Origin of the sequence: Bacillus sp. FSL R5-0603 (genome assembly GCF_038050295.1) — a bacterium.
GTDB classification, from domain to species: domain Bacteria; phylum Bacillota; class Bacilli; order Bacillales; family Bacillaceae; genus Bacillus; species Bacillus subtilis.
Window position 1 is genome coordinate 174410 of record NZ_JBBOYP010000001.1, and the last position, 25022, is coordinate 199431.

Sequence of the window (25022 nt, forward strand, 5' to 3'; positions counted from 1 at the left end):
ATCCTAAAGAATATTCTGAAATTTATAGGTGTGAAGCGGCGTATTATTAAAGGAAAGGCTGTATACTTTTTGCAGCTTTAAAAAGACTGAATATTTAAACAATTATGTGAAAGGTGTGCTGATTAGATTGAATAAGCTTATTGAACGAGAAAAAACTGTATATTATAAGGAAAAGCCCGACCCGTCTTCCTTGGGGTTTGGACAATATTTTACAGATTATATGTTTGTGATGGACTACGAAGAGGGGATTGGATGGCATCATCCGAGAATTGCGCCGTACGCACCGCTTACGCTTGATCCATCTTCATCTGTTTTTCATTACGGCCAGGCTGTTTTTGAAGGATTAAAAGCATACAGAACAGACGACGGCAGGGTGCTGCTGTTCCGTCCGGATCAAAATATCAAACGGCTGAACAGATCGTGTGAGCGCATGAGCATGCCCCCTTTAGACGAAGAGCTGGTGCTTGAGGCATTGACGCAATTAGTTGAGCTGGAGAAAGATTGGGTTCCAAAGGAAAAAGGAACGTCACTGTATATTCGTCCTTTTGTCATTGCCACAGAACCGAGTCTCGGTGTGAAGGCATCCAGGAGCTATACATTTATGATCGTGCTTTCGCCTGTCGGCTCCTATTATGGCGACGATCAGCTGAAGCCGGTTAGAATCTATGTCGAAGATGAGTATGTGAGGGCGGTCAACGGAGGAGTCGGGTTTGCAAAAACGGCTGGAAACTATGCCGCCAGTCTTCAGGCACAGCGGAAAGCGAATGAACTGGGCTATGACCAGGTACTGTGGCTGGACGCCATCGAAAAGAAATATGTGGAAGAAGTAGGGAGCATGAACATCTTTTTCGTCATAAACGGGGAAGCTGTCACACCTGCTTTAAGCGGAAGCATTTTAAGCGGGGTTACACGTGCGTCTGCGATTGAATTGATTCGAAGCTGGGGCATTCCGGTTCGTGAAGAGAGAATATCGATTGATGAGGTGTATGCGGCCTCTGCACGCGGAGAATTGACAGAGGTCTTCGGCACAGGCACGGCAGCCGTCGTTACGCCTGTCGGTGAACTCAACATTCATGGAAAAACGGTGATTGTAGGAGACGGGCAAATCGGGGAGCTATCAAAAAAGCTGTATGAAACGATAACAGATATTCAGCTTGGCAAGGTGAAAGGCCCGTTTAACTGGACAGTGGAAGTGTGAAAATCGAAAAAGAACCTGCCCGAAGGCAGGTTCTTTTTATTTTGAATGAGTCATATCAGCAGCCGGCTGGCTTTTGCGGTTTTTCACATAATATATTGCATAGCAAATGGCCATAAACGGAACGCCGCAATACAGTGCGATTCTTTGATTCGGATCAAAGGCAATGCCAACAACGGAAGCCAGGCATAACAGGAACGCGGCAATCGGCACGAACGGATACAAAGGGGTCCTGTATTTCAAATCAGTAACCTTGTTTCCCGCTTCGATATAACGTTTTCTGAACATGAATTGAGAAGCAGCGATTCCCATCCACACGACAACGACGGCAAAACCGGAAATCGACACGAGCACAACGTATACAGTGTCTGGCGCAAATACGCTGGACAGCAACGACAGAATGCCGCCAATCATGCTGAACACCAGCGCGTTAAAAGGGGTTCCTTTTGACGTCAGCTTTGCAAATATCGGATGAAGCGTTTTTTCTTTTGATAAAGACCACAGCATCCGGGAAGAAGCGTAGAGTCCGGAATTAGCCGCTGACAGGATCGCTGTTAGGATAACAAAGTTCATGATATCGGCTGCGTATGGTACACCGACTCTGTCAAAGACAGCGACAAACGGGCTTTTGATGACACCTGCATCTTGAATCGGAATCAGCCCTGACAGCACAAAAATTGTTCCGACAAAGAAGAGTGAGAGACGCCAGACCGTTGTTTTAATCGCTTTTGGTATTGTCTTGTCAGGATCAACGCTTTCACCGGCTGCGATTCCGATTAGTTCCGTTCCCGAAAAGGCAAAATTGACGGACAGCATCGTCATCAAAATCGGGACAAATCCATTTGGAAAAAGCCCGCCTTCCGCCATGAAGTTGGATAGCATCGGAGCGGCTTCTCCGCCTTTGATCGGGATGATGCCGAACATGGCAGAGCCGCCTAAAAGAATAAATAATACAATGGCTAATACTTTGATGCTGGAAAACCAAAATTCTGATTCAGCGAAAAACTTGACCGAAAATGCGTTAAGCAAGAAAATGAACAGCGCAAAGACGGCACTCCACATCCAAACCGATGTATGGGGGAACCAGCGCTGCATTAACAGGCCGGCTGCTGTGAATTCTGATCCCAATGCCACGGTCCATGTCAGCCAGTACAGCCAAGCAACCGTAAATCCGGTGCCCGGCCCTATGTATTTAGCTGCATAGGTGTGAAAGGCGCCGGTCACAGGCATGGCGACTGACAGCTCACCGAGGCATAGCATGACCAGATAGACGATGCCGGCCCCGACTAAGTAGGCGACTATCGTTCCGGCCGGGCCTGCTTGCTGAATGGTATAACCAGAGCTTAAAAACAGCCCGGTTCCGATGACACCTCCCAAGGAAAGCATAAAGAGGTGCCGGCTTTTCATACTTCTCTGAAAGGTTGTCTCATTCTTGTTGTGGGCAGAGTTCATCTTTTTCCAACTTTCTATCAGCGATTTATTTCCTCCTAATAAAAAATCTCATGTCAGAAAGTGACACGAGACTCCGGCGAACCGGCTTTAAGTTAGAATATACAAACTATTCCGATAAGTCAAGTTGTTTTTAAAGAGCGGGCCCAAGCCGCAACTTCTTGAATATCTTCGGGTTTTGTCCGGCAGCAGCCGCCAATCAGCCTCGCCCCTTTTTCATGCCAGGTGCGGGCGCTCGCCCCGTAAGATTCTGCGCATGCTGCGCCGTTCCACGTTTTTGTTTCCGGATCATATTGCTCACCTGAATTCGGGTAGACAATGATCGGTTTTGACGTGTTCTTTTTTAACTCCTCTATCAAGGAAGGGATATGCTGAAGCGGCGTGCAGTTGATGCCGAGTGCTGCAATTTGGCGGTGTTCATCAAGCCACGATGCGCAGTCAGCTGCAGGTGTTCCGTCACTGATATGCAGGCCGTCTTTAGCACTGAAGCTGATCCATGCATACGTTTCAGGAAATTCCTTCAACAGCCGAACAATCGCTTTGGCTTCAGTCAGACACGGAATCGTTTCGCATGCCAAAACATCAGCCCCGGCTTCAATCAGCGCCTTCATCCGGGGGCGATGAAATTCAATCAGTTCATCTTCTGATATTGCGTAGTTGCCGCGATACTCAGACCCGTCTGCAAGATAAGCGCCATAAGGGCCTATAGAAGCCGCAATGATCGGTTTTGGCCGATTCAAACGGTTCTCTTTAAGCGACCAAAATTCATCACGTGCTTCAGCTGCGATGCTGACGGACAACTCGATGAGCCGGCGTGCTTCCGCTTCGCTCAGCCCGCGTGCGGCAAAGCCTTCAAATGTAGACTGATAGCTGGCGGTGATTGCACAATCGGCGCCTGCCGCGAAATAATCAGTATGTACTTGTTTAATCAGATTTGGCTCTTCCATCAGGATTTTTGCCGACCACAGACTGTCATTCAAATTACAGCCCTTGCGTTCAAGCTCGGTCGCCATGGCGCCGTCTAGCACAATAAGCGGGTATGTATCTAAAATGTGTTGGATAGGATTCATAGAATGTACCGATGCCTTCTTTCAGATTTTTTTGAAAAAGATATGAAAATCGTAATGGAGGCTTACGTGTTTGTCAATAAACGCAAAAAGGGAAAGGTGTTCAGCCCATATGTCTGAACACCCTTTTCTTATGATATTTGTTTGTTGTGCGTGTCAGTCTTTTTGTCTGAAACCGGCCAGCACTCAATGCCATTATGGTTTTTGAGCACATCTTTATAAAAGACCGGATCTTTGCCTGCTTTTTTCTGGCGTGTATAGTCTTTCAGCGCCGTAAAAACGACCTTTGATAGTAAGAAAATCGCGATTAAATTCACGACGACCATCAAACCCATGAACAAATCAGCAAGATCCCAGACGAGCTGGACTTTGGCAACACAGCCAAACACGATCATTGCCAGCACGCCGATACGGTAGACAAAAATCAGTTTTTTGCTTTTGTTCAAAAAGCCGATATTGGTTTCGCCATAATAATAGTTTCCAATTAGAGCACAGAATCCGAATAACAAAATCAGAATGGCGAGAAAGCCTGATGCCCATGATCCGACATGGGAGCTGAGGGAGGCTTGTGTCAAGGCGATTCCGCTCAGACCCGGAGTATGATAGGCATCCGAAAACAGGATGATAAAGGCGGTGCTTGTACAAATAACCAGTGTATCTGTCAGTACACCAAAAGCTTGGATCAGCCCCTGTTTGACGGGATGGCTTGTTGTGGCGGTGGCAGCGGCATTCGGTGCGCTTCCCATTCCCGCTTCGTTTGAAAAGATTCCCCGTCTGACGCCTTGCATGAGTGCCGCGCCCAAAGCCCCGCCGGCGGCCTGGTCAAAACCAAACGCATTTTTCACGATTAGCGCAAGCACACCTGGCAGCTGCGTAATGTTGGAGAAAATGACGAAAAACGCAACTCCGATATACAGGACAGCCAATACGACGACAATGGATTCAGCCAGTTTTGCAATGCGCTTGACTCCGCCAAAAATAATCGTGCCGAATACAGCAATTAAAATGAGTCCCAATGTCAGGCGGTTTGTGCCAAACGCGTTTTCAAAGGCAAGGCTGACTGTATTGGATTGAACCGAGTTGAAGACGATACCGAACGATAAGGTGATTAACACAGCGAACAGCGCGCCCATCCACCTTTTGTTCAGCCCTTTTTCCATGTAATACGCCGGCCCGCCGCGGAAGCCGTTTACATCTTTTACTTTATAAATCTGAGCCAGTGTGCTTTCCACAAAGCTAGATGCTGATCCGATAATGGCGATAATCCACATCCAGAAGATTGCACCGGGCCCGCCGAGTGCAATGGCGATAGCAATGCCCGTAATATTTCCCGTTCCGACACGGGCTGCCATGCTGATGCAAAAGGCTTGAAACGGAGAAATGCTGTTTTTTGACCGGGAAGCAGCACCTTCTCTTAATACCCTGACCATTTCTTTCAGCATGCGAACCTGTAAAAACTTAAGCCTGAACGTAAAATAGATTCCCAGAGAAAGGAGCAAAACAATTAATAGCTTTGACCACAAAAGATCATTTGCAATACCGACGATATGTTCCAGGATTTGCTGCATACAATCACCTCTTTTTTCATATTTAAAAAATGCTGAGCTCCCATTCCTGCGCCATATGCTTTAGCAGCATACCGCCAGTGAGGCTGTTGCCGTATTCATCAATGGCAGGCCCGTAAATGCCGATGCCGCATCCGGATTGAAAAGGTTGTTCTCTTCTGGCGCTTGGAGGCACCAGCGCCATGATGCCGCCGGAGACGCCGCTTTTGGCCGGCACGCCGACAAACGCCGCATATTTGCCTGAAGCGTTGTACATGCCGCACGTCAGCATTAATGCCTTGGCCAATTTTGCCACATCTTTTGGAATCACCTGCTCGCGTCGAATCGGATGATACCCGTCATGAGCAAGGATCAGGCCGATCAACGCAATGTCTTCTGTGGTGCTCTCCATAGCGCATTGCTTCAAGTACACCTCAAGTGTTTCTTCTACTTCAGCTTCTAAAAAGTTTGTTTCTTTTAAATAGTAGGCCAGCGCTCTGTTGCGGTGGGCGGTTTCCCATTCAGAACGGAACACTTCCTCATGAATTCTCGGCCGTTTTCCTATCAAAGTTTCCATCACCGAGTAAAGAAACTCGAGCTTTTCGTATGCCGATTCTCCGGGAAGAATCGAAGCGATGGTGAGGGCACCCGCGTTGATCATGGGATTGAAGGGCTTTCCCGGCTTGTTTATTTCGAGCCGAATGATTGAATTAAAGGCGTCACCTGTCGGCTCGACATCTACGCGGTCAAGCACATAGGGAATGCCGCGGCTCATGCAGGCGGCAATAAAGCTAATCACTTTTGAAATGCTTTGCAGGGTAAAAGAGACGTTCCAGTCGCCGGCGTGTATCATCGTTCCATCAGGCTCCAATACACAGATGCCGAGCTGTGAATCATTGACTTTTCCTAAAGCGGGGATATAGTTTGCGCTTTGTCCATTGGCGGCAAAAGGGCGATAGTATTCAACCCAATCATGAAGCTGTAACGCCGGGTTTATGTCTTTCTGGTGCTCTTTTATCAATTCTTTCATCGAATTCCTCCTCACTGATTTTTTTCTTAAAGGACTGAGGTGTATCAAAACGAAGGCTAATGGGGCGTTAAACGCTTTCATAATAGCGGAAGGTATAATTACTGTATAATGGAGACTACAGAATCATACAAAATACGACAAAAACATTTTGAAAATAAGCAGTAAGATTTATAAAAACCTCATGTTCTGGGTCAAAAGCAATTTGCAGGTTTTCTCCCGATTCCCCAAAATTAAAAGCGAGGATGTGATCAACATAAAACTGGAACGGTTTATTGAAAAAGACGGATATATATTGGCCCTCATGCTGATTACGGTGCCGCTGGCCGGTGAACTGAAATTTTATCCCCTCAATGAAGAATTCCGGGTCAGCTTTGGGGCACCGGTTTTTTTCTTCTTTTTATCATTGTTGCGGCATGTGCCCGCTGTGCTGCCGGGTTTTCTGACTGGAGCGGCTGTTTTCATCTTTCGCGTCTTTCTGGAATTATGGGGCGGAGGACACAATGGACTGACTCCGATTCTGTATGATCAAGCGTCTGGCTTTTTCTTTTATATGACTTACGCCTGTCTGTTTTCCATATTAAAGGCCAATCGTTTCCGTGAACGGCCGATTATGCTCGGTTTCATTGGGTTTATGATTGAAGTTGTGTCAGATTGTGTCGAGCTGGCTGTACAATTTCTCATTTTTCATACGGTTGTCACGCCTGAGAAAATCACTGACATTGCGGTGATTGCGATTTCTCACACATTTATTGTGATGAGCTTTTATAGTGTGCTGAAGCTATATGAAACACAATCGAGAGAAAAACAGACAAGGCAGCAGCACGAGCACATGCTGATGATCGTTTCCAATTTATATGAAGAAACGGTGCACCTAAAAAAGACATTGAAAACGACAGAGAAAGTGACAAACGATTCGTATCAGCTCTATCGGGAAATGAAGGGCAAGGATGTTCAGCTGAGCGGCAGAATCCTGAGACTGGCCGGAGAGATTCATGAAGTGAAAAAGGACAACCAGCGAATATTCGCAGGGCTTTCAAAACTGATTTCGAATGAGAGTTTGAGAGATTATATGAGGGCTTCTGATTTGCTGCAGCTCGTGATTCGAATGAATGAAAAGTACGCTGAAGCACTAGGAAAGCAGATTGGTTTTTACTGCTCCATAGAGGGAGAGCATGACGAATATCACGTATTTATCGTGCTTTCGATCATTAATAATCTAACAGCAAATGCGGTAGAGGCTATGGATGAAGAGGGAATGGTCAGCCTGAGGCTCCGTAAGCCAAATGAGAGTATGGTAGAATTCCAGGTGGAAGACAATGGCCCCGGGATTTCCGAGAAAATCGGAGACATTGTGTTTGACCCGGGCTTTACTTCAAAATATGACGAATTTGGCACGCCTTCTACAGGTATCGGACTTTCCTACGTAAAGGAAATCGTGACAGAGCTAGAAGGGGATATCACGTTTGATAATCAGCAGCGGGGAGTGGTGTTTGCCATCAGGCTGCCTGTCCGGCATTTGATTCAGAAAGGGTGAACCGAAAGCTATGCGTTTTTTTATTGCAGATGATGACCGTGCGGTGCGGTCAATTTTAAGGCAGATTATTGAGGACGAAGATCTCGGGGAAGCTGTTGGTGAAGCAGACGACGGAAGCCAAGTGGAAGGGCATATGCTGCAATTTAAGCAGATTGATATTTTATTAATCGATCTGTTAATGCCCGGAAGAGACGGCATTGAGACGATTCGTCAGATCCAGAATACGTACTCCGGCAAAATCGTAATGATCTCTCAAGTGGAGGCGAAGGAAATGGTCGGGGAAGCGTACTCGCTCGGCATCGAATATTTTATCCATAAGCCGATTAACCGCATTGAAATTGTCACGGTTCTCCAAAAGGTGAAGGAGCGGATCGAGCTTGAACACTCGATTGGAGCCATTCAGCATTCTCTAAGCCGGCTTGTCAATCGGACTGAACGGAAAGCGCGTCCCCAGCAGAAGAGTGACAGCGGTTTAAAAGAGGCAGGAACATTCCTGTTGTCCGAGCTGGGCATGATGGGAGAAGGCGGCGCACATGATCTCATGGCGGTCCTGCAGTATTTAGCAGAACACGAGCAATCCGAGCCGCACGAAAAACAAAGCCCTTCGCTAAAACAAATATTCACCCAAGTAGCGGTACGGAAGCTGGGAGCAGGGGCCTCACAGACGGAAGTCAATCGCGAAATGAAAGCCTCGGAGCAGCGTATCCGCAGAGCGATTATTCATTCGCTGCACCATTTTGCTTCACTGGGCACAACTGATTTTTCGAATCCAAAATTTGAAACCTATGCATCGAAATTCTTTGATTTTCCGGTTGTCAGCCAGAAAATGAAAGAACTCCAATCCAAGGATGCAAAACCCCTTGCACCTGCTAGAATAAATATGAAAAAATTCATCCACGTGTTTTTTTTGGAAGCAAAGCTTTTGCATGAGACGATGAAACAAAGAAAGATATAAACCAAACAGCCGGCTGACCAGGCTGTTTTTTTGCTGCGCAGAATCCCGGCCGGACAGTGATTCACCGCTTTTTTATAAAATATCAGAAAATAAAGATATTGACTTATTGTTTATTTGTCTTACAATTAAACAAAAGGATATATGGGGAAGGAGCGGATGTGGAAGAAAAATTAATAAAAGCGCTTACAGATAGAGGCTGTATACACAAATAACAGGAGGTTATGTTGATGAGCCGTATCAGAAAAGCACCCGCTGGAATTTTAGGTTTTCCGGTTGCTCCTTTTAACACACAAGGAAAACTGGAGGAAGAAGCTCTTTTTCAAAACATTGAGTTTTTGCTGAATGAGGGCTTGGAAGCGATATTTATCGCTTGCGGGTCTGGTGAATTCCAATCTCTCAGCCAGAAGGAATATGAGCAAATGGTGGAAGTCGCAGTCTCGGCAGCCGGAGGAAAGGTGCCGGTCTACACGGGGGTGGGCGGCAACCTCAGCACAGCGCTTGATTGGGCGCAGCTGTCGGAGAAAAAAGGCGCCGATGGCTACTTGATCCTGCCTCCGTATTTGGTGCATGGCGAACAGGAGGGGCTGTACCAGTATGCGAAAACGATTATTGAAAGCACTGACTTGAACGCGATTCTTTATCAGCGCGATAACGCAGTTCTCTCTGTTGAACAGATCAAACGTCTGACCGAATGTGAACAGCTTGTCGGTGTCAAAGACGGGGTAGGAAATATGGATTTGAATATCAACCTCGTCTATACGATCGGCGACCGCTTGGGATGGCTCAACGGAATGCCGATGGCTGAAGTGACGATGCCGGCATATCTGCCGATCGGGTTCCACTCTTACTCTTCAGCGATTTCAAATTATATCCCGCATATTTCGCGAATGTTCTATGATGCATTGAAAAACGGAAATGACGAGTTGGTGAAGGAACTCTATCGGCATGTGATTCTGCCGATCAACGACATTCGCAAACAACGAAAAGGCTACGCCGTATCCTTGATTAAAGCCGGTATGGAAATCATGGGTTTGAATGTAAGGAATACAGCCAGACCGCCTGTCGGCCCGGTTGAAAAAGATCATTATCAGCAATTGGAAGCAATTTTGAAGCAGGCGGCTGACCGTTTTCCGAAAAAAGCCGCGACGGTTTGACCAGAAAAAACACGAAAGGGGCAATGGGCATGTCTGTGATCACGGAACAAAACACGTACCTCAACTTTATTAACGGAGAGTGGGTTAAGTCTCAATCAGGCGATATGGTCAAGGTCGAAAACCCTGCCGATGTGAATGATATTGTCGGATATGTACAGAATTCAACGGCTGAAGATGTGGAACGTGCCGTCGCCGCCGCCAATGAAGCCAAAACGGCTTGGAGAAAGCTGACGGGTGCTGAGCGCGGCCAATACTTATACAAAACAGCGGATATCATGGAGCAGCGCTTGGAGGAAATCGCCGCCTGTGCAACGCGTGAAATGGGGAAAACATTGCCGGAAGCGAAGGGAGAAACAGCCCGGGGGATTGCCATTCTGCGCTATTACGCCGGAGAGGGCATGCGAAAAACGGGTGACGTCATTCCGTCTACTGACAAAGACGCGCTCATGTTTACCACCCGTGTTCCGCTCGGTGTGGTCGGCGTGATTTCTCCGTGGAACTTCCCAGTGGCGATTCCGATTTGGAAAATGGCGCCGGCATTGGTATACGGCAATACCGTTGTCATCAAACCGGCGACAGAAACAGCTGTGACATGCGCGAAGATCATTGCCTGCTTTGAAGAAGCGGGGCTCCCGGCAGGGGTCATCAATTTGGTGACAGGCCCGGGTTCTGTTGTCGGGCAGGGGCTTGCTGAGCATGACGGTGTAAACGCCGTTACGTTTACCGGTTCAAATCAAGTCGGAAAAATCATCGGGCAAGCCGCTTTAGCGAGGGGAGCCAAATATCAGCTTGAGATGGGCGGCAAAAACCCTGTCATCGTAGCTGATGACGCTGACCTTGAAGCTGCGGCAGAAGCAGTCATAACAGGGGCCTTCCGTTCAACTGGCCAGAAATGCACCGCGACAAGCCGTGTCATCGTACAAAGCGGAATTTACGAGCGCTTTAAAGAAAAACTGCTCCATCGCACAAAAGATATTACAATCGGAGACAGCTTAAAAGAGGATGTCTGGATGGGACCGATAGCCAGCAAGAATCAGCTTGATAACTGCCTGTCATACATTGAGAAAGGCAAACAGGAGGGCGCTTCCCTTTTAATTGGAGGAGAAAAGCTGGAGAACGGAAAGTATCAAAACGGCTATTATGTTCAGCCTGCCATCTTTGACAATGTGACATCTGAGATGACAATTGCCCAGGAGGAAATTTTCGGTCCGGTGATCGCCTTGATCAAGGTGGACTCGATGGAGGAGGCGCTGAACATCGCCAATGATGTGAAGTTCGGTTTAAGTGCATCCATCTTCACGGAAAACATCGGCCGAATGCTTTCTTTCATTGATGAAATCGATGCCGGACTGGTTCGGATCAATGCAGAAAGCGCAGGTGTTGAGCTGCAGGCGCCTTTTGGCGGCATGAAGCAGTCGAGCTCCCACTCCCGAGAACAGGGTGAGGCAGCGAAGGACTTTTTCACAGCGATCAAAACCGTTTTTGTGAAGCCGTAATGGTGCTGGAAAGAGGCGTGCGTCTCTTTCCCGGCTTTATCACAGCCAGCATATGATTCTCTACTTTGAAAAGGAGAAGATACTATGAAAAAAGACTTTGCGAGTGTTACACCGGCGGGCAAAAAAACGTCCGTGCGCTGGTTCATCGTGTTTATGCTGTTTCTTGTGACCTCTATTAACTACGCGGATCGAGCGACGCTTTCCATCACCGGAGATTCCGTCCAGCATGATTTGGGATTGGACTCGGTCGCCATGGGATATGTCTTTTCTGCCTTTGGCTGGGCCTATGTCATCGGACAGCTTCCGGGCGGCTGGCTGCTGGACCGTTTTGGTTCAAAGACTATCATTGCGTTAAGCATCTTTTTTTGGTCGTTTTTTACGCTGCTGCAAGGGGCGATTGGCTTTTTCTCCGCCGGCACAGCGATTATCTTGCTGTTTGCACTGCGTTTTCTGGTTGGTTTATCAGAAGCGCCTTCATTTCCCGGAAACGGCAGAGTTGTTGCCTCATGGTTTCCAAGCTCCGAGCGCGGGACAGCTTCAGCCTTTTTTAATTCAGCACAATACTTCGCAATCGTCATTTTTTCTCCTTTAATGGGCTGGCTTACCCACTCTTTCGGCTGGCATTCCGTCTTCGTTGTCATGGGTATTGCGGGCATTCTTCTGGCTGTCATCTGGCTAAAAACGGTGTATGAACCGAAAAAACACCCAAAGGTTAATGAAGCTGAGCTTGCGTACATCGAACAGGGCGGCGGGCTGATATCCATGGATGACAGTAAAAGCAAACAAGAAACAGAATCGAAATGGCCGTATATCAAACAGCTGTTAACGAACCGCATGCTAATTGGCGTGTACATCGCGCAATACTGTATTACGACTCTCACCTATTTCTTTCTCACATGGTTTCCGGTATATTTGGTTCAGGCCCGCGGCATGTCTATTCTTGAAGCTGGGTTTGTCGCTTCCCTGCCGGCGCTGTGCGGATTTGCCGGCGGCGTCCTTGGGGGCATTGTGTCAGACATCTTACTCAAAAAAGGCCGTTCACTGACCTTTGCAAGAAAAGTCCCAATCATTGCCGGCATGCTGCTGTCTTGCAGTATGATTGTCTGCAACTATACAGATTCAGCGTGGCTTGTCGTTGTTATTATGTCGCTCGCGTTTTTTGGAAAAGGCTTCGGCGCACTGGGCTGGGCTGTCGTGTCGGACACGTCTCCGAAAGAGTGTGCAGGATTAAGCGGCGGTTTGTTCAACACTTTCGGCAATATTGCCTCGATTACAACACCGATTATTATCGGATACATTGTTAATGCCACTGGATCTTTTAATGGCGCGCTTGTGTTTGTCGGCGCTAACGCGATTGCGGCGATCCTCAGCTATTTGCTGCTGGTCGGGCCGATCAAACGGGTCGTGTTAAAGAAACAAGAACAAGACCCCGATCAATCATTGCCTGTCTAATATTTATGAAAGCGCTTTATAAAGGGAGGAAAATGCATGAGTTCACCGATACAAGAGCAGGTTCAAAAAGAGAAAAGATTGAATATTCCCTCAATTTCTGAAATGAAGGTGATTCCTGTTGCGGGACATGACAGCATGCTGCTGAACCTAAGCGGAGCACACAGCCCGTTTTTTACCCGGAATATCGTAATCTTAACGGACAGCAGCGGAAATCAGGGAGTCGGCGAGGTGCCTGGCGGAGAGCATATTCGCCGCACACTGGAGCTGGCAGAGCCGCTTGTTGTCGGAAAATCTATCGGTGCGTACCAGGCGATATTGCAAACGGTCAGAAAGCAGTTTGGCGATCAGGACAGGGGAGGGCGAGGAAACCAGACGTTTGATTTGCGCACCACTGTGCACGCCGTCACCGCACTGGAAGCGGCTTTGTTAGATTTGCTTGGAAAGTTTCTTCAGGAACCGGTCGCGGCTTTGCTGGGCGAAGGGAAGCAGCGTGATGAAGTAAAAATGCTCGGTTACCTCTTTTACATCGGCGACCGAAAGCGGACGACCTTGCCGTATCAAAGCGATGAGCAGTCAGATTGTGCGTGGTTCCGTCTGCGCCATGAGGAAGCGCTGACGCCGGAGGCCATTGTGCGTCTTGCCGAATCCGCACAGGAGCGCTATGGCTTTCAGGATTTCAAGTTGAAAGGCGGGGTGCTGCGGGGAGAAGAGGAAATCGAAGCTGTTACCGCATTATCGAAACGTTTTCCAGAGGCAAGGATCACTCTTGATCCGAACGGGGCATGGTCATTAGAGGAAGCTATTGCATTATGCAAAGGAAAGCAAGATGTGCTCGCGTATGCGGAAGATCCGTGCGGGGATGAGAATGGCTACTCTGCTCGTGAAGTAATGGCTGAATTCCGCCGTGCGACAGGGCTTCCGACTGCGACAAATATGATTGCGACTGACTGGCGGGAAATGGGTCACGCGATTCAGCTCCATGCGGTGGATATACCGCTGGCTGATCCGCATTTTTGGACGATGCAAGGGTCGGTGCGGGTTGCGCAAATGTGCTATGATTGGGGTTTGACATGGGGCTCGCATTCCAACAACCACTTTGATATTTCCCTAGCGATGTTTACCCATGTGGCAGCAGCGGCTCCGGGGCGGATCACGGCGATTGATACCCATTGGATCTGGCAGGACGGGCAGCGATTAACGAAACAGCCTTTTGAGATTTCCTCTGGCTGTATCAAGGTGCCGGATAAGCCTGGACTAGGCGTCGATATTGATATGGAACAAGTGGAAAAAGCGCATGAGATCTACCGGAAAATGAATTTAGGCGCACGGAATGACGCGATCCCAATGCAATTCCTGATCAACAACTGGAAATTTGACCGGAAGCGCCCGTGTCTTGTGCGATAAGTTTTATTGTAAATATTGTCATATCTGCTATTTTGTCTTACAATTGAACAACTGAAGGGAGAGTTGTTCGTGTACGAAGGTTTAGAGGATTTGAAAGTCGATACAGTCAATCGGAAAACATTAGCCAAGCAGGTCATCGAACGGATTGTCCATTTATTATCGAGCGGACAGTTGAGGGCTGGAGACAAATTGCCGACAGAAATGGAACTGATGGACATTTTGCATGTCAGCAGGCCGGTGCTTCGGGAGGCACTCAGTTCACTTGAAACGCTGGGCGTCATTACGAGAAAAACACGAGGGGGCACATATTTCAACGATAAAATCGGCATGCAGCCATTTTCCGTCATGCTTGCCTTGGCCACTGATAATCTTCCGGCTATCATTGAAGCGCGGATGGCGTTAGAACTCGGACTCGTGACAATTGCCGCGGAAAAAATCAATGGGGATGAGCTTCAGCGTTTGCAGAAGACGATCGACGATATTGCCAACAGCACTGACAATCTTTATGGTGAAGCGGATAAAGAGTTCCATCGAATTATTGCGTTAAGCGCCAATAACCCCGTCGTTGAGGGAATGATTCAGTCCCTCTTAATCACCCATGCGAAAATTGACAGCCAAATTCCGTACAGGGAGAGAGATGTAACGGTCGAATATCACAAAAAAATCTACGACGCTCTTGCTAAAAGAGATCCTTACAAAGCGCATTACCACATGTATGAGCATCTGAAATTTGTCCGTGACAAAATTCTAAAAGGAATGGATGAAAAATAATGGTGAACAACCGCAGTTGAAACGTAAGAGCTGCGGTTTTTTTAAAACCAATTTAGAAAACGCTTACTAAGATATGAGGAGTGATTTTCATATGGCGATGAACCTCAGGAAGAACCAAGCGCCCCTTTACATCAAAGTGCATGAAATAGATAACACCGCGATTATTGTAAATGATGGAGGACTGCCAAAGGGGACTGTTTTCTCATGCGGGCTCGTACTTGAAGAGGATGTTCCTCAAGGCCATAAGGTGGCCCTAACCGATCTCAATCAAGGGGACGAGATCGTGCGTTACGGAGAGGTAATTGGATTTGCTGATGAGACGATCAAACGCGGGAGCTGGATACGGGAAGCCCTCGTGAGAATGCCCGCTCCTCCTGCGTTAGACGATCTTCCTCTCGCAAATAGAGTGCCGCAGCCGCGGCCGCCTCTTGAAGGCTACACGTTTGAAGGATACCGAAATGCAGATGGCAGTGCGGGGACAAAAAATATTCTCGGCATCACGACAAGTGTTCAATGTGTTGTTGGCGTTTTGGATTATGCAGTCAAACGAATAAAAGAAGAGCTGCTGCCGAAATACCCAAATGTCGATGACGTTGTGCCGCTGCATCATCAATACGGATGCGGCGTGGCGATCAATGCGCCCGACGCTGTCATTCCGATCCGCACGATTCAAAATCTCGCGAAGCATCCGAACTTCGGCGGAGAAGTAATGGTAATCGGATTGGGATGTGAAAAGCTCCTCCCGGAAAGAATTGCCTCCGAAAATGATGATGACATTCTATCACTCCAGGATCACCGAGGTTTTGCGGCGATGATCCAATCCATTTTGGAAATGGCGGAGGAACGGTTAATCAGGCTGAACAGCAGAACCCGGGTGTCATGCCCTGTTTCGGATCTGGTTATCGGTCTGCAATGCGGCGGAAGTGATGCGTTTTCCGGCGTGACGGCGAACCCTGCCGTGGGGTATGCGGCTGATTTATTGGTTCGCGCAGGTGCGACGGTTTTGTTTTCTGAAGTGACAGAGGTGCGTGATGCCATTCATTTATTAACGCCGCGGGCTGTCAGTGAAGAGGTCGGACAATCGCTGATCGAAGAGATGAAGTGGTATGACAGCTATCTCCGGCGGGGAGACGCAGACCGAAGCGCAAACCCGTCACCAGGCAATAAAAAAGGCGGATTATCCAATGTGGTGGAAAAAGCGTTAGGATCGGTAGCGAAATCAGGCACAAGCCCCATCTCCGGCGTGCTCGGCCCTGGTGAAAGAGCAGAGCAAAAAGGCCTGCTGTTCGCGGCGACACCGGCAAGCGATTTTGTGTGCGGCACCCTGCAGCTGGCTGCGGGCATGAATCTGCAGGTGTTTACGACAGGGAGGGGAACACCATATGGCCTGGCTGCTGCGCCGGTGCTGAAAGTATCGACGCGGCATTCCTTATCAGAGCATTGGGCTGATTTAATCGATATCAATGCCGGCCGAATCGCGACAGGAGAGGCCAGTATCGAAGACGTAGGCTGGGAAATCTTCAGGACGATTTTGGATGTGGCAAGCGGCCGCAAACAAACGTGGGCAGACCGTTGGGGTCTTCATAATGATTTGTGCTTGTTTAATCCTGCTCCAGTGACTTGATTCATGTTTTTATAGCGGGAAGATGGAATATGCTGTAAAATACAATTAACGTATAGGAAACGGAGGGGTTACAGCATGGCTTTCATTAGATTCCGAGTGACACGAATTCAATAGTGAACAACTCTCGCCTGAATGCGAGAGAATCGGGATGAATCCGCCTATGTATGAGCCCTTATATGGTTATCGAAAAAGAGGGTGGCGTGCCTGCCCTTTTTTTGTACCTTCAAGCATCCCTTCTCTCTACTGCAGGTCGGAGCATGAGAAAGGGGAAATGGGATGACAAACCTTAACGAAAAACAGCTTATCACTGAGATTGTCGGGCTTGCACGCAGCCAAGGTTTGACGGTTCATTCTGAGAACGCGCAATTGAATGAAACCGGAATGGACTTTCAAGTTGTATTTGCCAAGGACGACACAGGTATGCCATGGGTGCTGCGAAAACCGCGGCGAAGTGATGTTGTGGAAAGAGCATCTGCAGAAGGCATAACGCTTGCCTTTCTCCGCGCGAATCTGACTGCTGATGTGCCGGATTGGAGAATTCACACGCCGGAATTGATCGCTTACCCAATGTTAAAAGGAACGCCGGCGGCCGGGATTGATTTGGAACAAAAGCAATATGTTTGGAATATGAATCATCAGCCGCCATCAGACGATTTTGTCCGTACACTTGCTGGCATACTGGCTGAATTACATGGCACGGATCAAATATCTGCTGGGCAATCCGGAATAGAAGTGATAAGGCCAGAAGATTTCAGGCAAATGACAGCAGACTCTATGGTTGATGTGAAGAATAAGCTTGGTGTATCTAGTCAGCTTTGGGAAAGATGGCAAAAGTGGATAAATGATGATGCATACTGGCCTGGTTTTTCTGCACTGATACACGGCGATCTCCACCCGCCGCATATCCTTATCGATCAAAATGGACGTGTCACAGGACTTCTGGATTGGACAGAAGCGAAGGTTGCTGACCCAGCTAAGGATTTTGTTCTTTATCAAACCATTTTCGGAGAAAAAGAAACTGCCCGTTTGCTTGAATACTATGATCAAGCAGGCGGCCGGAAATGGGCAAAAATGCAGGAACACATCTCAGAGATGCAGGCGGCGTATCCGGTGGAAATCGCCAAGCTAGCTCTGCAAACACAGCAGGAGGAACACATCAATATGGCGCTAGAAGCACTCGGTGTAACATCGGATTAAGAATTGACTTCGTTTCATGAACCGAGTATTATAAACTCTACAAATAATAGAACGGATCAACAATCGTGAGGAAGAGCAAGTACGCATCAGAATGGAGGTTCAGAGAGTCGGTGGCAGGTGTGAACCGATCCTCCCCTGATGCCGAATGGGCTTCTGAATTGCTTTGCTGAACGGATAGTAGGCGATGCCGGGTTTCTCTCCCCGTTACCAAGAGAGGAGTATCGAAACATAGGTTTTCTGTACTTAGAGTGAACGGCTGTATAGCTGTTAATAAAGGTGGTACCGCGAGACCCTCGTCCTTTGCATAGGACGTGGGTTTTTTGTGTTTCTTAAAGGAGGTGACGGCCAATGGACGATGGCTGGTGGTGGCATAGCAGATGAGTTAGAAAGGAGGATATCAAATGGTCATTGCAACTGATGATCTTGAGGTCGCATGTCCTAAATGTGAAAGAGCGGGAGAAATCGAAGGAACACCTTGCCCGGCCTGCAGCGGAAAAGGTGTTATTCTGACTGCTCAAGGATATACGCTTCTGGATTTTATCCAAAAGCATTTGAATAAGTAAAGGAGAAAAGCTGAGCTGAGATGAGAGCAGAAGAGCAGAGTAAGATTCGTGAGGCCGCAGCAGGTACGATTTTTTTGCTGATCGGAACAGTTTGTTTTGCGTCTAAATCGATTTGGATAAAATGGGCATACCAAATGGGTGCTGAGCCAGATGCCGTGCTGCTATACAGGCAGCTGCTGGCTGTTCCGCTGTTTTGGCTGATTTTTTTAATATACCGACCTCCAATGCCAGACGGTAAGAAAAAAGGAGACCTATGGAAGTGTATCCGCAATGGTTGAACGTATATTGCTGATGAGCTATCCGTTGTTTGTGTTTGGATTCGCCGCGTGTCGTGACCGGAAAATGTCCTCAATTCAGGACCTTTTCGCAGTTCTGGCGGTCATGTTTGGGCTTTTCTTGGCGCTGGGCGGCTGGAATGCTGAGCTTTTCCAGGCGAATATGATTGGAGCTGTATTCATTTTGTTATCTTCGGCCGTCTATGCTGGTTATCTTGTCCTTTCCGGGCATCTCGTCCATCAAATCGGGGGGATCCGTCTCAATGCATACGGGATGACAGCTGCTGGAGCTGCCATGATGCTTTACACAGGGATAAAATCGGCGGCTGGCATGAATACGCCAATGGCAGCATATCCGCTTTCTATGTATGGTTTGTTCGCGGTAATTGCAGTCGTAACCACTGTGATTCCATTTGTGCTAATGCTTGAGGGCATAAAACGAATCGGGGCACAGCGAGCCGCCGCCATTTCAATGGCAGGGCCTATCCTGACGATTTTCTATGGAGCTTTATTTCTCGGTGAACGGCTCCGGCTTATTCAAGTCATTGGATGCGCTGCTGTATTCTTTGAATACATGAAGCTGAAAACAGGAAAAAAAGAATAATTTATATAAAACACACACGTTTTTCAATTACAATAAGTGTAATTACGTGTGTGTTTTTTGATTTTGTAAAGGTTAGGTGAGAAGATGCAGCGCATATTGCTTGTAGAAGACGACCACTCAATCAGTGAAATGGTGGATCATTATTTAACAAAAGAAGGCTTTGGAATTGTGCATGCTTTCGACGGAGAAGAGGGCATCCGGCTGTTTCAGCAGGATTCATACGATTTGGTCCTCCTTGATATCATGCTCCCGAAGCTGAACGGAATGGATTTTCTGAAAATCATCCGGGAAAAAAGCAATATACCGGTCTTAATGATTTCGGCAAAAGACGGAGATGTAGACAAGGCATTGGGACTGGGTTTTGGGGCGGATGATTATATCGCCAAACCGTTTTCGATGATTGAGCTGACAGCCAGAGTAAAAGCCGCGATACGGCGGGCGACGCAATATTCGGCAGAGGAGCCGGCTGTGAATAAGGTGATCCGGATTCACCAGCTTGCGATAGATATAGACAATGTTTCCGTTTTGAAAAACGGAGAGCCGCTTCAGCTGACGTCAACAGAATGGCAGCTGCTGTGCTTATTCGCATCAAATCCTAAAAAAGTGTTTACGAAAGAACAAATCTACCGTTCCGTTTGGAATGAAGAGTACTTTGATGATCAGAACATCATTAACGTACATATGCGGCGGCTCAGAGAAAAGATTGAGGATGACCCCTCCTCCCCTCAATATATTAAAACGCTATGGGGCATCGGTTATAAATTAGGAGAGTTTTAGAATGACAGTGCTATGGGTGGCCGCTGTCATCGCTCTGGCGTGTCTGAATGTGATTCAATTCATAATGAAAAAGAAGCGGGACGGGAATCTGGCTTACACGGCTGACCAGCTTAGCTACATGCTCAGCCGGGATTCGGCAGGACAAATTTTGCTTCCTACAGACGATCATGCGCTCAAAGACTTGCTTGTTAACATCAATCTTTTCCTTGAGAATTGTCAGCAAATCAGTGCCCGGTTTGCGAAAACAGAGCAATCCATGAAGCGGATGCTGACCAATATGTCGCACGACCTGAAAACGCCGTTAACGGTCATTCTCGGTTATATCGAAGCCATTCAAAGTGACCCGAACATGCCGGACGAAGAGCGGGAAAGATTGCTGGGGAAGCTCCGCCAGAAAACAAATGAACTTATTCAGATGATCAACTCCTTTTTTGATTTAGCGAAATTAGAATCTGAAGATAAAGAGATCCCGATCACCAAAGTACATATGAACGACATATGCAAACGAAATATCCTGCACTATTATGACGCTGTTCAGTCAAAAGGCTTTCAAGCAGCCATCGATATCCCGGATACGCCGGTGTATGCGCAGGCGAATGAAGAGGCTTTGGACAGAATCCTGCAAAACCTATTGTCCAATGCGATTCAATATGGCGCGGCCGGCAAGTTAATCGGCATGACGCTGTCTTATGATGAGAGGAACATCGCCATCACCGTATGGGATCGCGGAAAAGGGATTAGTGAAACCGATCAGCAGCGGGTGTTTGAGAGGCTGTACACACTTGAAGAATCCAGAAATAAAGCATTTCAAGGAAGCGGACTGGGTTTAACCATCACAAAACGGCTTACAGAAAAAATGGGAGGCACCATATCCGTCCAAAGCAAGCCGTACGAACGGACTGCATTTACGATCACATTGAAACGCATGACATATTAATCGTAAGAATTTCTTAAGGTTTGAGAAATAAAAATGACAGGGCTCGCCGCTACAATTGAAAACAGGAAAAGAGAGGGAAGGAGAAACAAAGTTGACTTATATCGTACAAACAAACGGGCTGACCAAAACGTATCAGGGCAAAGAGGTCGTATCCAATGTCAGCATGCATATTAAAAAAGGTGAAATCTATGGCTTTCTCGGCCCGAACGGCGCGGGGAAAACAACCATCATGAAAATGCTGACGAGTCTTGTCAAACCGACAAGCGGTGAAATCATCATTCTTGGGAACAAGTTCACCCACACGTCATATGAGGTGCTGGGGAACATCGGCAGCATGATTGAATATCCGATTTTTTATGAAAACCTGACAGCTCAAGAAAATTTAGATCTGCATTGTGAATATATGGGATACCACAATAAAAAAGCCATTCAAGAAGTGCTGGATATGGTGAATTTAAAACAAATCAACGAGCAGCCCGTCAAAACCTTTTCGCTCGGAATGAAGCAGCGCCTTGGAATTGCGCGTGCCATCCTCACGAAGCCGGATCTGCTCATTCTGGATGAGCCGGTGAATGGTCTTGACCCTCTCGGCATTAAAAAAATCAGGCAATTGTTTCAAGTGCTGAGCAAAGAGTACGGGATGACACTGCTGATCTCAAGCCACTTGCTGAGTGAAATCGAACAAATCGCGGACACAATCGGCGTCATTCGGGACGGCAGGCTGCTTGAAGAGGTGTCAATGGAAGATGTCAGAGGCCAGAACACTGAATACATCGAGCTTGTTACATCGAATCAGACAAGGGCCTGCTTTGTGCTGGAGAAAGAGCTGCAATTAACCAACTTTAAAATTTTAAATGAGAAAACGATTCGAATTTACGAGGCTGAAGCCTCTCAGGCTGCCATATCCAAAGCATTGATTTTAAATGATGTAGACATTGAATCAATGAACAAAAAGTATACGTCGCTGGAGGATTATTTTATCAAATTGATCAACGGCAATAGCATCAGTGCGTAAAGGAGGAGAGACACGTTGATGAATTTGATCAGAATCGAATTAAGAAAAATGAAAATGGGCTGGTATATCAGAGGTGCCCTCATTGCCAACGTGATCATTATGGGCTTTATGTGGTTGATCAGTTATTCCGAAAAAGCCGAGGGCGGGGTTTCGTTCCAAAGTACGGATGAAGCATTCCTCATCATCGGCACCTTCGTCAGAGCGGTATTTATCGTATTTGGCGCTGTGCTGATCGTAAAATTGGTGATTTCGGAATATAAAAGCAAAACCATTCTTGTGATGTTCACGTACCCGATCAGCCGTAAAAAGCTGCTCACCGCTAAGCTCATGATCGCGGGCGGACTGACGTTTATCACGATTTTACTTTCAAATATACTCATAGCCGCCGGTTTCTTTTGGCTGAACTCGATCTACCATTTCATACCGGGAGAGCTTACTTCCGAGATCATTTCTCAACAGGCGGTCAAAATGGCGGTTTTCGCTTTTGGCGCCGCTGGAACCAGTTTAGTTCCCATCTTTTTTGGGATGCGTAAACACTCGGTTCCGGCAACCATCATTTCGTCTGTAGTGATTGTTATGCTCATCAGTTCAACAAGTCCGGGCTTCTCGATTTCATCTGTTGTGTATATCCCGTTATCGTTAGCGGCATTCGGATTGTTCTTTTCCTACATGGCGATCAGGAATGCGGACAAGCAGGATGCGTAAACAAAGGCGCCCAATATGTATAAAAGGCCGATGCTTCAGCACCGGCCTTTCTATTATGAGTCTGTTCTTGTTTCAAGATAATGCTTCTTGCCAATCTCTTTGCTCATCATATAGAAATGGAAGCAATATTCACCGATTGCCATGACGATTGCGCCGAATAAAGCCGCCAACGCAACTTCACCGCCAGTCATCCCCAGGGAAAGCGGCATGCCCATCAGCCAGATCACAAGAAAGGCCAAGCCAAAATCAGCCAAAGTTGCAATCATATTATTCCATCTCGGCAATACATAAAGATCGCCCAGCAAATAAGAAATAACCCCTAACACAATCGTCATTAGCAGCGTATCACCAAACGTGAAACCAAAGCCCAGACCAAGCACCAGATACAACACAATAATCGTCATAATACCTTTAATCGCGAGCGCTTTCACATGTGTCATTACAATTCCTCCTTTTGTCATTTGATTTGTTATGTATAATTCCTCAAATGTAAAAAGTTAAACCTTATTTCTTTTCGGAGGCGGGTGCAAATCTGCTGGGGAGGGGTCAATGATGTGAATCAGGAATTGAGGCTGCGGCGCTTCGACAGCGGAAACGTGAAGCTTGTATCGCACCGGACGCTGCTTTGACGCCCAACAGCCCATTATGTTTGCTGTTTTTAGATGAATAAATTTAAAAACTTCTCCTGTCCCTCCGTCATCACTTTTGAAGTAATGAAATATGATGAAAAGAGATCAAGGGGAGGTGACGTGATGGCGGTCGTGAGAGCAACGAGTGCGGATGTCGATCTGATGGCAAGGCTGCTCAGAGCGGAAGCGGAAGGCGAAGGCAAGCAGGGGATGCTGCTTGTCGGCAACGTAGGAATTAATCGGCTGCGGGCGAATTGCTCAGATTTTAAAGGCCTCCGCACCATCAGGCAGATGATTTATCAGCCACACGCGTTTGAGGCTGTGACTCATGGATATTTTTATCAAAGGGCGCGAGATAGCGAGCGTGCTCTTGCACGGCGGTCGATTAACGGTGAAAGACGCTGGCCGGCAAAATTTAGTTTGTGGTACTTCAGGCCGGAGGGAGACTGTCCAGCCCAGTGGTATAACCAGCCGTTTGTGGCCAGATTTAAGTCACACTGCTTTTATCAGCCGACGGCGGAGACGTGTGAAAATGTATATAACACATTTTAGAGACAGGACACCGTTCAAATTGAACGGTGTTTTTCTTTGAAAAGATGCAATGGAAAATATTCCTGTGAGATAATCGAAGAAAAAAGAGCTGACGGAGATGACAGAATGGCAACAATTGACCTGCAAAAGAAAAGTGTAAAGATCGTACTGGAGAAAAAGCAGTTAACGAAGGTGACGGCTCGTGTTGGACTGGTTCTTGATATGACGGGATCGATGAGACCGCTCTACAAAAACGGGACGGTTCAAAATGTGGTGGAGCGGATTTTGGCAGTGGCTGATCAGTTTGATGATAACGGTTTGCTGGATGTATGGGTGTATGATAATGAATTTTCCCGATTAAAGCCAGTTTCAGAAAAGGATTTTTCGGGCTATGTCGATCGTGAAATTTTAAATAATGACCGCTTGCATAAATTCGGCAGAAATGATGAGCCGCCAGTCATGAAGGACGTGCTGCGCAAATATGTTGCGGAGGAACCGAGCTCGTATCCTGCTTTCATTGTTTTTATCAATGACGGGGGCTGTAAAAAGTCAATCAAACCGATAATTGAAGCTTCTTCTGATAAACCGGTGTTCTGGCAGTTTGTCGGCATCGGAAACGGAAACTTTGATTTTCTCAATAAACTGGATACGTTAGAAGGGCGTGTCATTGATAACACGAACTTCCTGCATATCGAAGAGATTGACCGCATTTCTGATGATGAGCTTTATGATGCTCTGCTTGCTGAATTTCCATTTTGGCTGAAAGAAGCGAAGGAAAAAGGGATTGTAAGAGAACAAGAGCCTCCTGCTGAAAAGCCGAAAAAGAAGGGCTTTTTCAGCAGATTGTTTTCGAAATAACTGATAAGGCACTGAGCCATTCTGCGAAATGGCTCGGTGTTTTTGTTTTTTTAAGATCATGTGAAGAAAAATAGTCCGAATGGGCGGCTTGCAAACGACAGGATATGCAGAAAACGCGTCATTCAGCCAGCTTTCGGCATGTTTCAGCAGCAGGCTTGTGAGGGAAGACCTGTTTTTAATGTTCAGCGCTTACAATCGGTTCACACTTCTTCACAGTCGTTTAACAATGATTTCCTATAATGGAGACGATCAATGA

Annotated in this window: 23 protein-coding genes, 2 pseudogenes and 1 other annotated feature; of the genes and pseudogenes, 19 read left to right on the forward strand and 6 right to left on the reverse strand. The window is 47.2% G+C overall.

Annotated features, from left to right (window positions below):
* Positions 1-127 precede the first annotated feature (127 nt).
* Positions 128-1198, forward strand: coding sequence for a branched-chain amino acid aminotransferase (locus NYE56_RS00905; protein ID WP_041335230.1), 1071 nt, complete (start codon positions 128-130; stop codon positions 1196-1198).
* Between the two features lie 36 nt (positions 1199-1234).
* Here the strand turns inward: NYE56_RS00905 and mmuP are convergent, their stop codons facing one another.
* The 4 genes from mmuP to NYE56_RS00925 form a co-directional block, all read right to left on the reverse strand.
* On the reverse strand, positions 1235-2647 hold the full coding sequence (gene mmuP, locus NYE56_RS00910) for an S-methylmethionine permease (RefSeq protein ID WP_341283327.1): 1413 nt from the start codon (positions 2645-2647) through the stop codon (positions 1235-1237).
* A 119-nt stretch (positions 2648-2766) separates the two neighbouring features.
* Positions 2767-3714 carry a homocysteine S-methyltransferase gene (gene mmuM / locus NYE56_RS00915; protein WP_341283328.1) on the reverse strand — a complete coding sequence of 316 codons (948 nt, stop codon included), beginning with the start codon at positions 3712-3714 and terminating at the stop codon, positions 2767-2769.
* Between the two features lie 128 nt (positions 3715-3842).
* Complete coding sequence (locus tag NYE56_RS00920) at positions 3843-5279, reverse strand: alanine/glycine:cation symporter family protein (protein ID WP_341283329.1); 1437 nt, start codon at positions 5277-5279, stop codon at positions 3843-3845.
* A 22-nt stretch (positions 5280-5301) separates the two neighbouring features.
* Positions 5302-6285, reverse strand: coding sequence for a glutaminase (locus tag NYE56_RS00925; protein WP_014475676.1), 984 nt, complete (start codon positions 6283-6285; stop codon positions 5302-5304).
* A gap of 301 nt (positions 6286-6586) precedes the next feature.
* On the opposite strand from NYE56_RS00925, the gene glnK reads away from it, so the two are divergent.
* The 15 genes and pseudogenes from glnK (at position 6587) to NYE56_RS01000 (ending at position 22748) form a co-directional block, all read left to right on the forward strand.
* Positions 6587-7819 (forward strand): two-component system sensor histidine kinase GlnK, encoded by a 1233-nt coding sequence (gene glnK / locus NYE56_RS00930; RefSeq protein WP_080121047.1) that lies wholly within the window; start codon positions 6587-6589, stop codon positions 7817-7819.
* A gap of 10 nt (positions 7820-7829) precedes the next feature.
* Positions 7830-8774: a glutamine utilization two-component system response regulator GlnL gene (gene glnL, locus NYE56_RS00935; RefSeq protein WP_341283330.1), complete on the forward strand. Its 945-nt coding sequence runs from the start codon at positions 7830-7832 to the stop codon at positions 8772-8774.
* Positions 8775-9001: 227 nt separating this feature from the next.
* Positions 9002-9928, forward strand: coding sequence for a 5-dehydro-4-deoxyglucarate dehydratase (kdgD, locus tag NYE56_RS00940; RefSeq protein ID WP_003246372.1), 927 nt, complete (start codon positions 9002-9004; stop codon positions 9926-9928).
* Between the two features lie 29 nt (positions 9929-9957).
* Positions 9958-11424 carry an alpha-ketoglutaric semialdehyde dehydrogenase GucD gene (gene gucD / locus NYE56_RS00945; protein WP_251218049.1) on the forward strand — a complete coding sequence of 489 codons (1467 nt, stop codon included), beginning with the start codon at positions 9958-9960 and terminating at the stop codon, positions 11422-11424.
* 84 nt (positions 11425-11508) lie between these two features.
* Positions 11509-12876 carry a glucarate transporter GudP gene (gene gudP / locus NYE56_RS00950; protein WP_003234818.1) on the forward strand — a complete coding sequence of 456 codons (1368 nt, stop codon included), beginning with the start codon at positions 11509-11511 and terminating at the stop codon, positions 12874-12876.
* A gap of 36 nt (positions 12877-12912) precedes the next feature.
* Entirely contained in the window at positions 12913-14280 is a 1368-nt protein-coding gene (gene gudD, locus NYE56_RS00955; RefSeq protein WP_341283331.1) for a glucarate dehydratase, read from the forward strand.
* A gap of 69 nt (positions 14281-14349) precedes the next feature.
* Positions 14350-15051, forward strand: coding sequence for a FadR/GntR family transcriptional regulator (locus NYE56_RS00960; protein WP_341283332.1), 702 nt, complete (start codon positions 14350-14352; stop codon positions 15049-15051).
* 91 nt (positions 15052-15142) lie between these two features.
* Positions 15143-16675: a galactarate dehydratase gene (gene garD, locus NYE56_RS00965; RefSeq protein WP_014475683.1), complete on the forward strand. Its 1533-nt coding sequence runs from the start codon at positions 15143-15145 to the stop codon at positions 16673-16675.
* A gap of 276 nt (positions 16676-16951) precedes the next feature.
* Positions 16952-17872 (forward strand): macrolide 2'-phosphotransferase MphK, encoded by a 921-nt coding sequence (gene mphK, locus NYE56_RS00970; RefSeq protein WP_341283333.1) that lies wholly within the window; start codon positions 16952-16954, stop codon positions 17870-17872.
* A 56-nt stretch (positions 17873-17928) separates the two neighbouring features.
* Positions 17929-18176 (forward strand) — a binding site (T-box leader).
* A gap of 97 nt (positions 18177-18273) precedes the next feature.
* On the forward strand, positions 18274-18435 hold the full coding sequence (rtpA, locus tag NYE56_RS00975) for an anti-TRAP regulator (RefSeq protein WP_003234807.1): 162 nt from the start codon (positions 18274-18276) through the stop codon (positions 18433-18435).
* A gap of 20 nt (positions 18436-18455) precedes the next feature.
* Positions 18456-19314, forward strand: a pseudogene (locus tag NYE56_RS00980) (DMT family transporter).
* Positions 19315-19410: 96 nt separating this feature from the next.
* A complete protein-coding gene (gene ycbL, locus NYE56_RS00985; RefSeq protein WP_080010608.1) occupies positions 19411-20091 on the forward strand; it encodes a two-component system response regulator YcbL in 681 nt (226 codons plus the stop codon).
* A 1-nt stretch (position 20092) separates the two neighbouring features.
* Entirely contained in the window at positions 20093-21028 is a 936-nt protein-coding gene (gene ycbM, locus NYE56_RS00990; protein ID WP_341283334.1) for a two-component system sensor histidine kinase YcbM, read from the forward strand.
* 91 nt (positions 21029-21119) lie between these two features.
* Positions 21120-22043 (forward strand): ABC transporter ATP-binding protein, encoded by a 924-nt coding sequence (locus NYE56_RS00995; protein WP_341283335.1) that lies wholly within the window; start codon positions 21120-21122, stop codon positions 22041-22043.
* Between the two features lie 18 nt (positions 22044-22061).
* A complete protein-coding gene (locus NYE56_RS01000; RefSeq protein ID WP_341283336.1) occupies positions 22062-22748 on the forward strand; it encodes an ABC transporter permease in 687 nt (228 codons plus the stop codon).
* Here the strand turns inward: NYE56_RS01000 and NYE56_RS01005 are convergent.
* Both NYE56_RS01005 and NYE56_RS01010 read right to left on the reverse strand, forming a co-directional pair.
* Positions 22709-22842: pseudogene (locus NYE56_RS01005) on the reverse strand (hypothetical protein). The gene NYE56_RS01000 and the pseudogene NYE56_RS01005 sit on opposite strands and share 40 nt — an antisense overlap.
* Positions 22802-23188 carry a YndM family protein gene (locus NYE56_RS01010; protein WP_014478718.1) on the reverse strand — a complete coding sequence of 129 codons (387 nt, stop codon included), beginning with the start codon at positions 23186-23188 and terminating at the stop codon, positions 22802-22804. The pseudogene NYE56_RS01005 and the gene NYE56_RS01010 overlap by 41 nt, the downstream one beginning before the upstream one ends.
* A 312-nt stretch (positions 23189-23500) precedes the next feature.
* On the opposite strand from NYE56_RS01010, the gene cwlJ reads away from it, so the two are divergent.
* The 3 genes from cwlJ to NYE56_RS01025 all read left to right on the forward strand — a co-directional run bounded on the left by cwlJ (position 23501) and on the right by NYE56_RS01025 (position 25022).
* Positions 23501-23929, forward strand: a complete 429-nt coding sequence (cwlJ, locus tag NYE56_RS01015) for a cell wall hydrolase CwlJ (RefSeq protein WP_015715185.1) — start codon at positions 23501-23503, stop codon at positions 23927-23929.
* Positions 23930-24034: 105 nt separating this feature from the next.
* Complete coding sequence (locus tag NYE56_RS01020) at positions 24035-24766, forward strand: vWA domain-containing protein (RefSeq protein WP_339246856.1); 732 nt, start codon at positions 24035-24037, stop codon at positions 24764-24766.
* A 79-nt stretch (positions 24767-24845) separates the two neighbouring features.
* Positions 24846-25022 (forward strand): hypothetical protein, encoded by a 177-nt coding sequence (locus tag NYE56_RS01025; RefSeq protein WP_065423452.1) that lies wholly within the window; start codon positions 24846-24848, stop codon positions 25020-25022.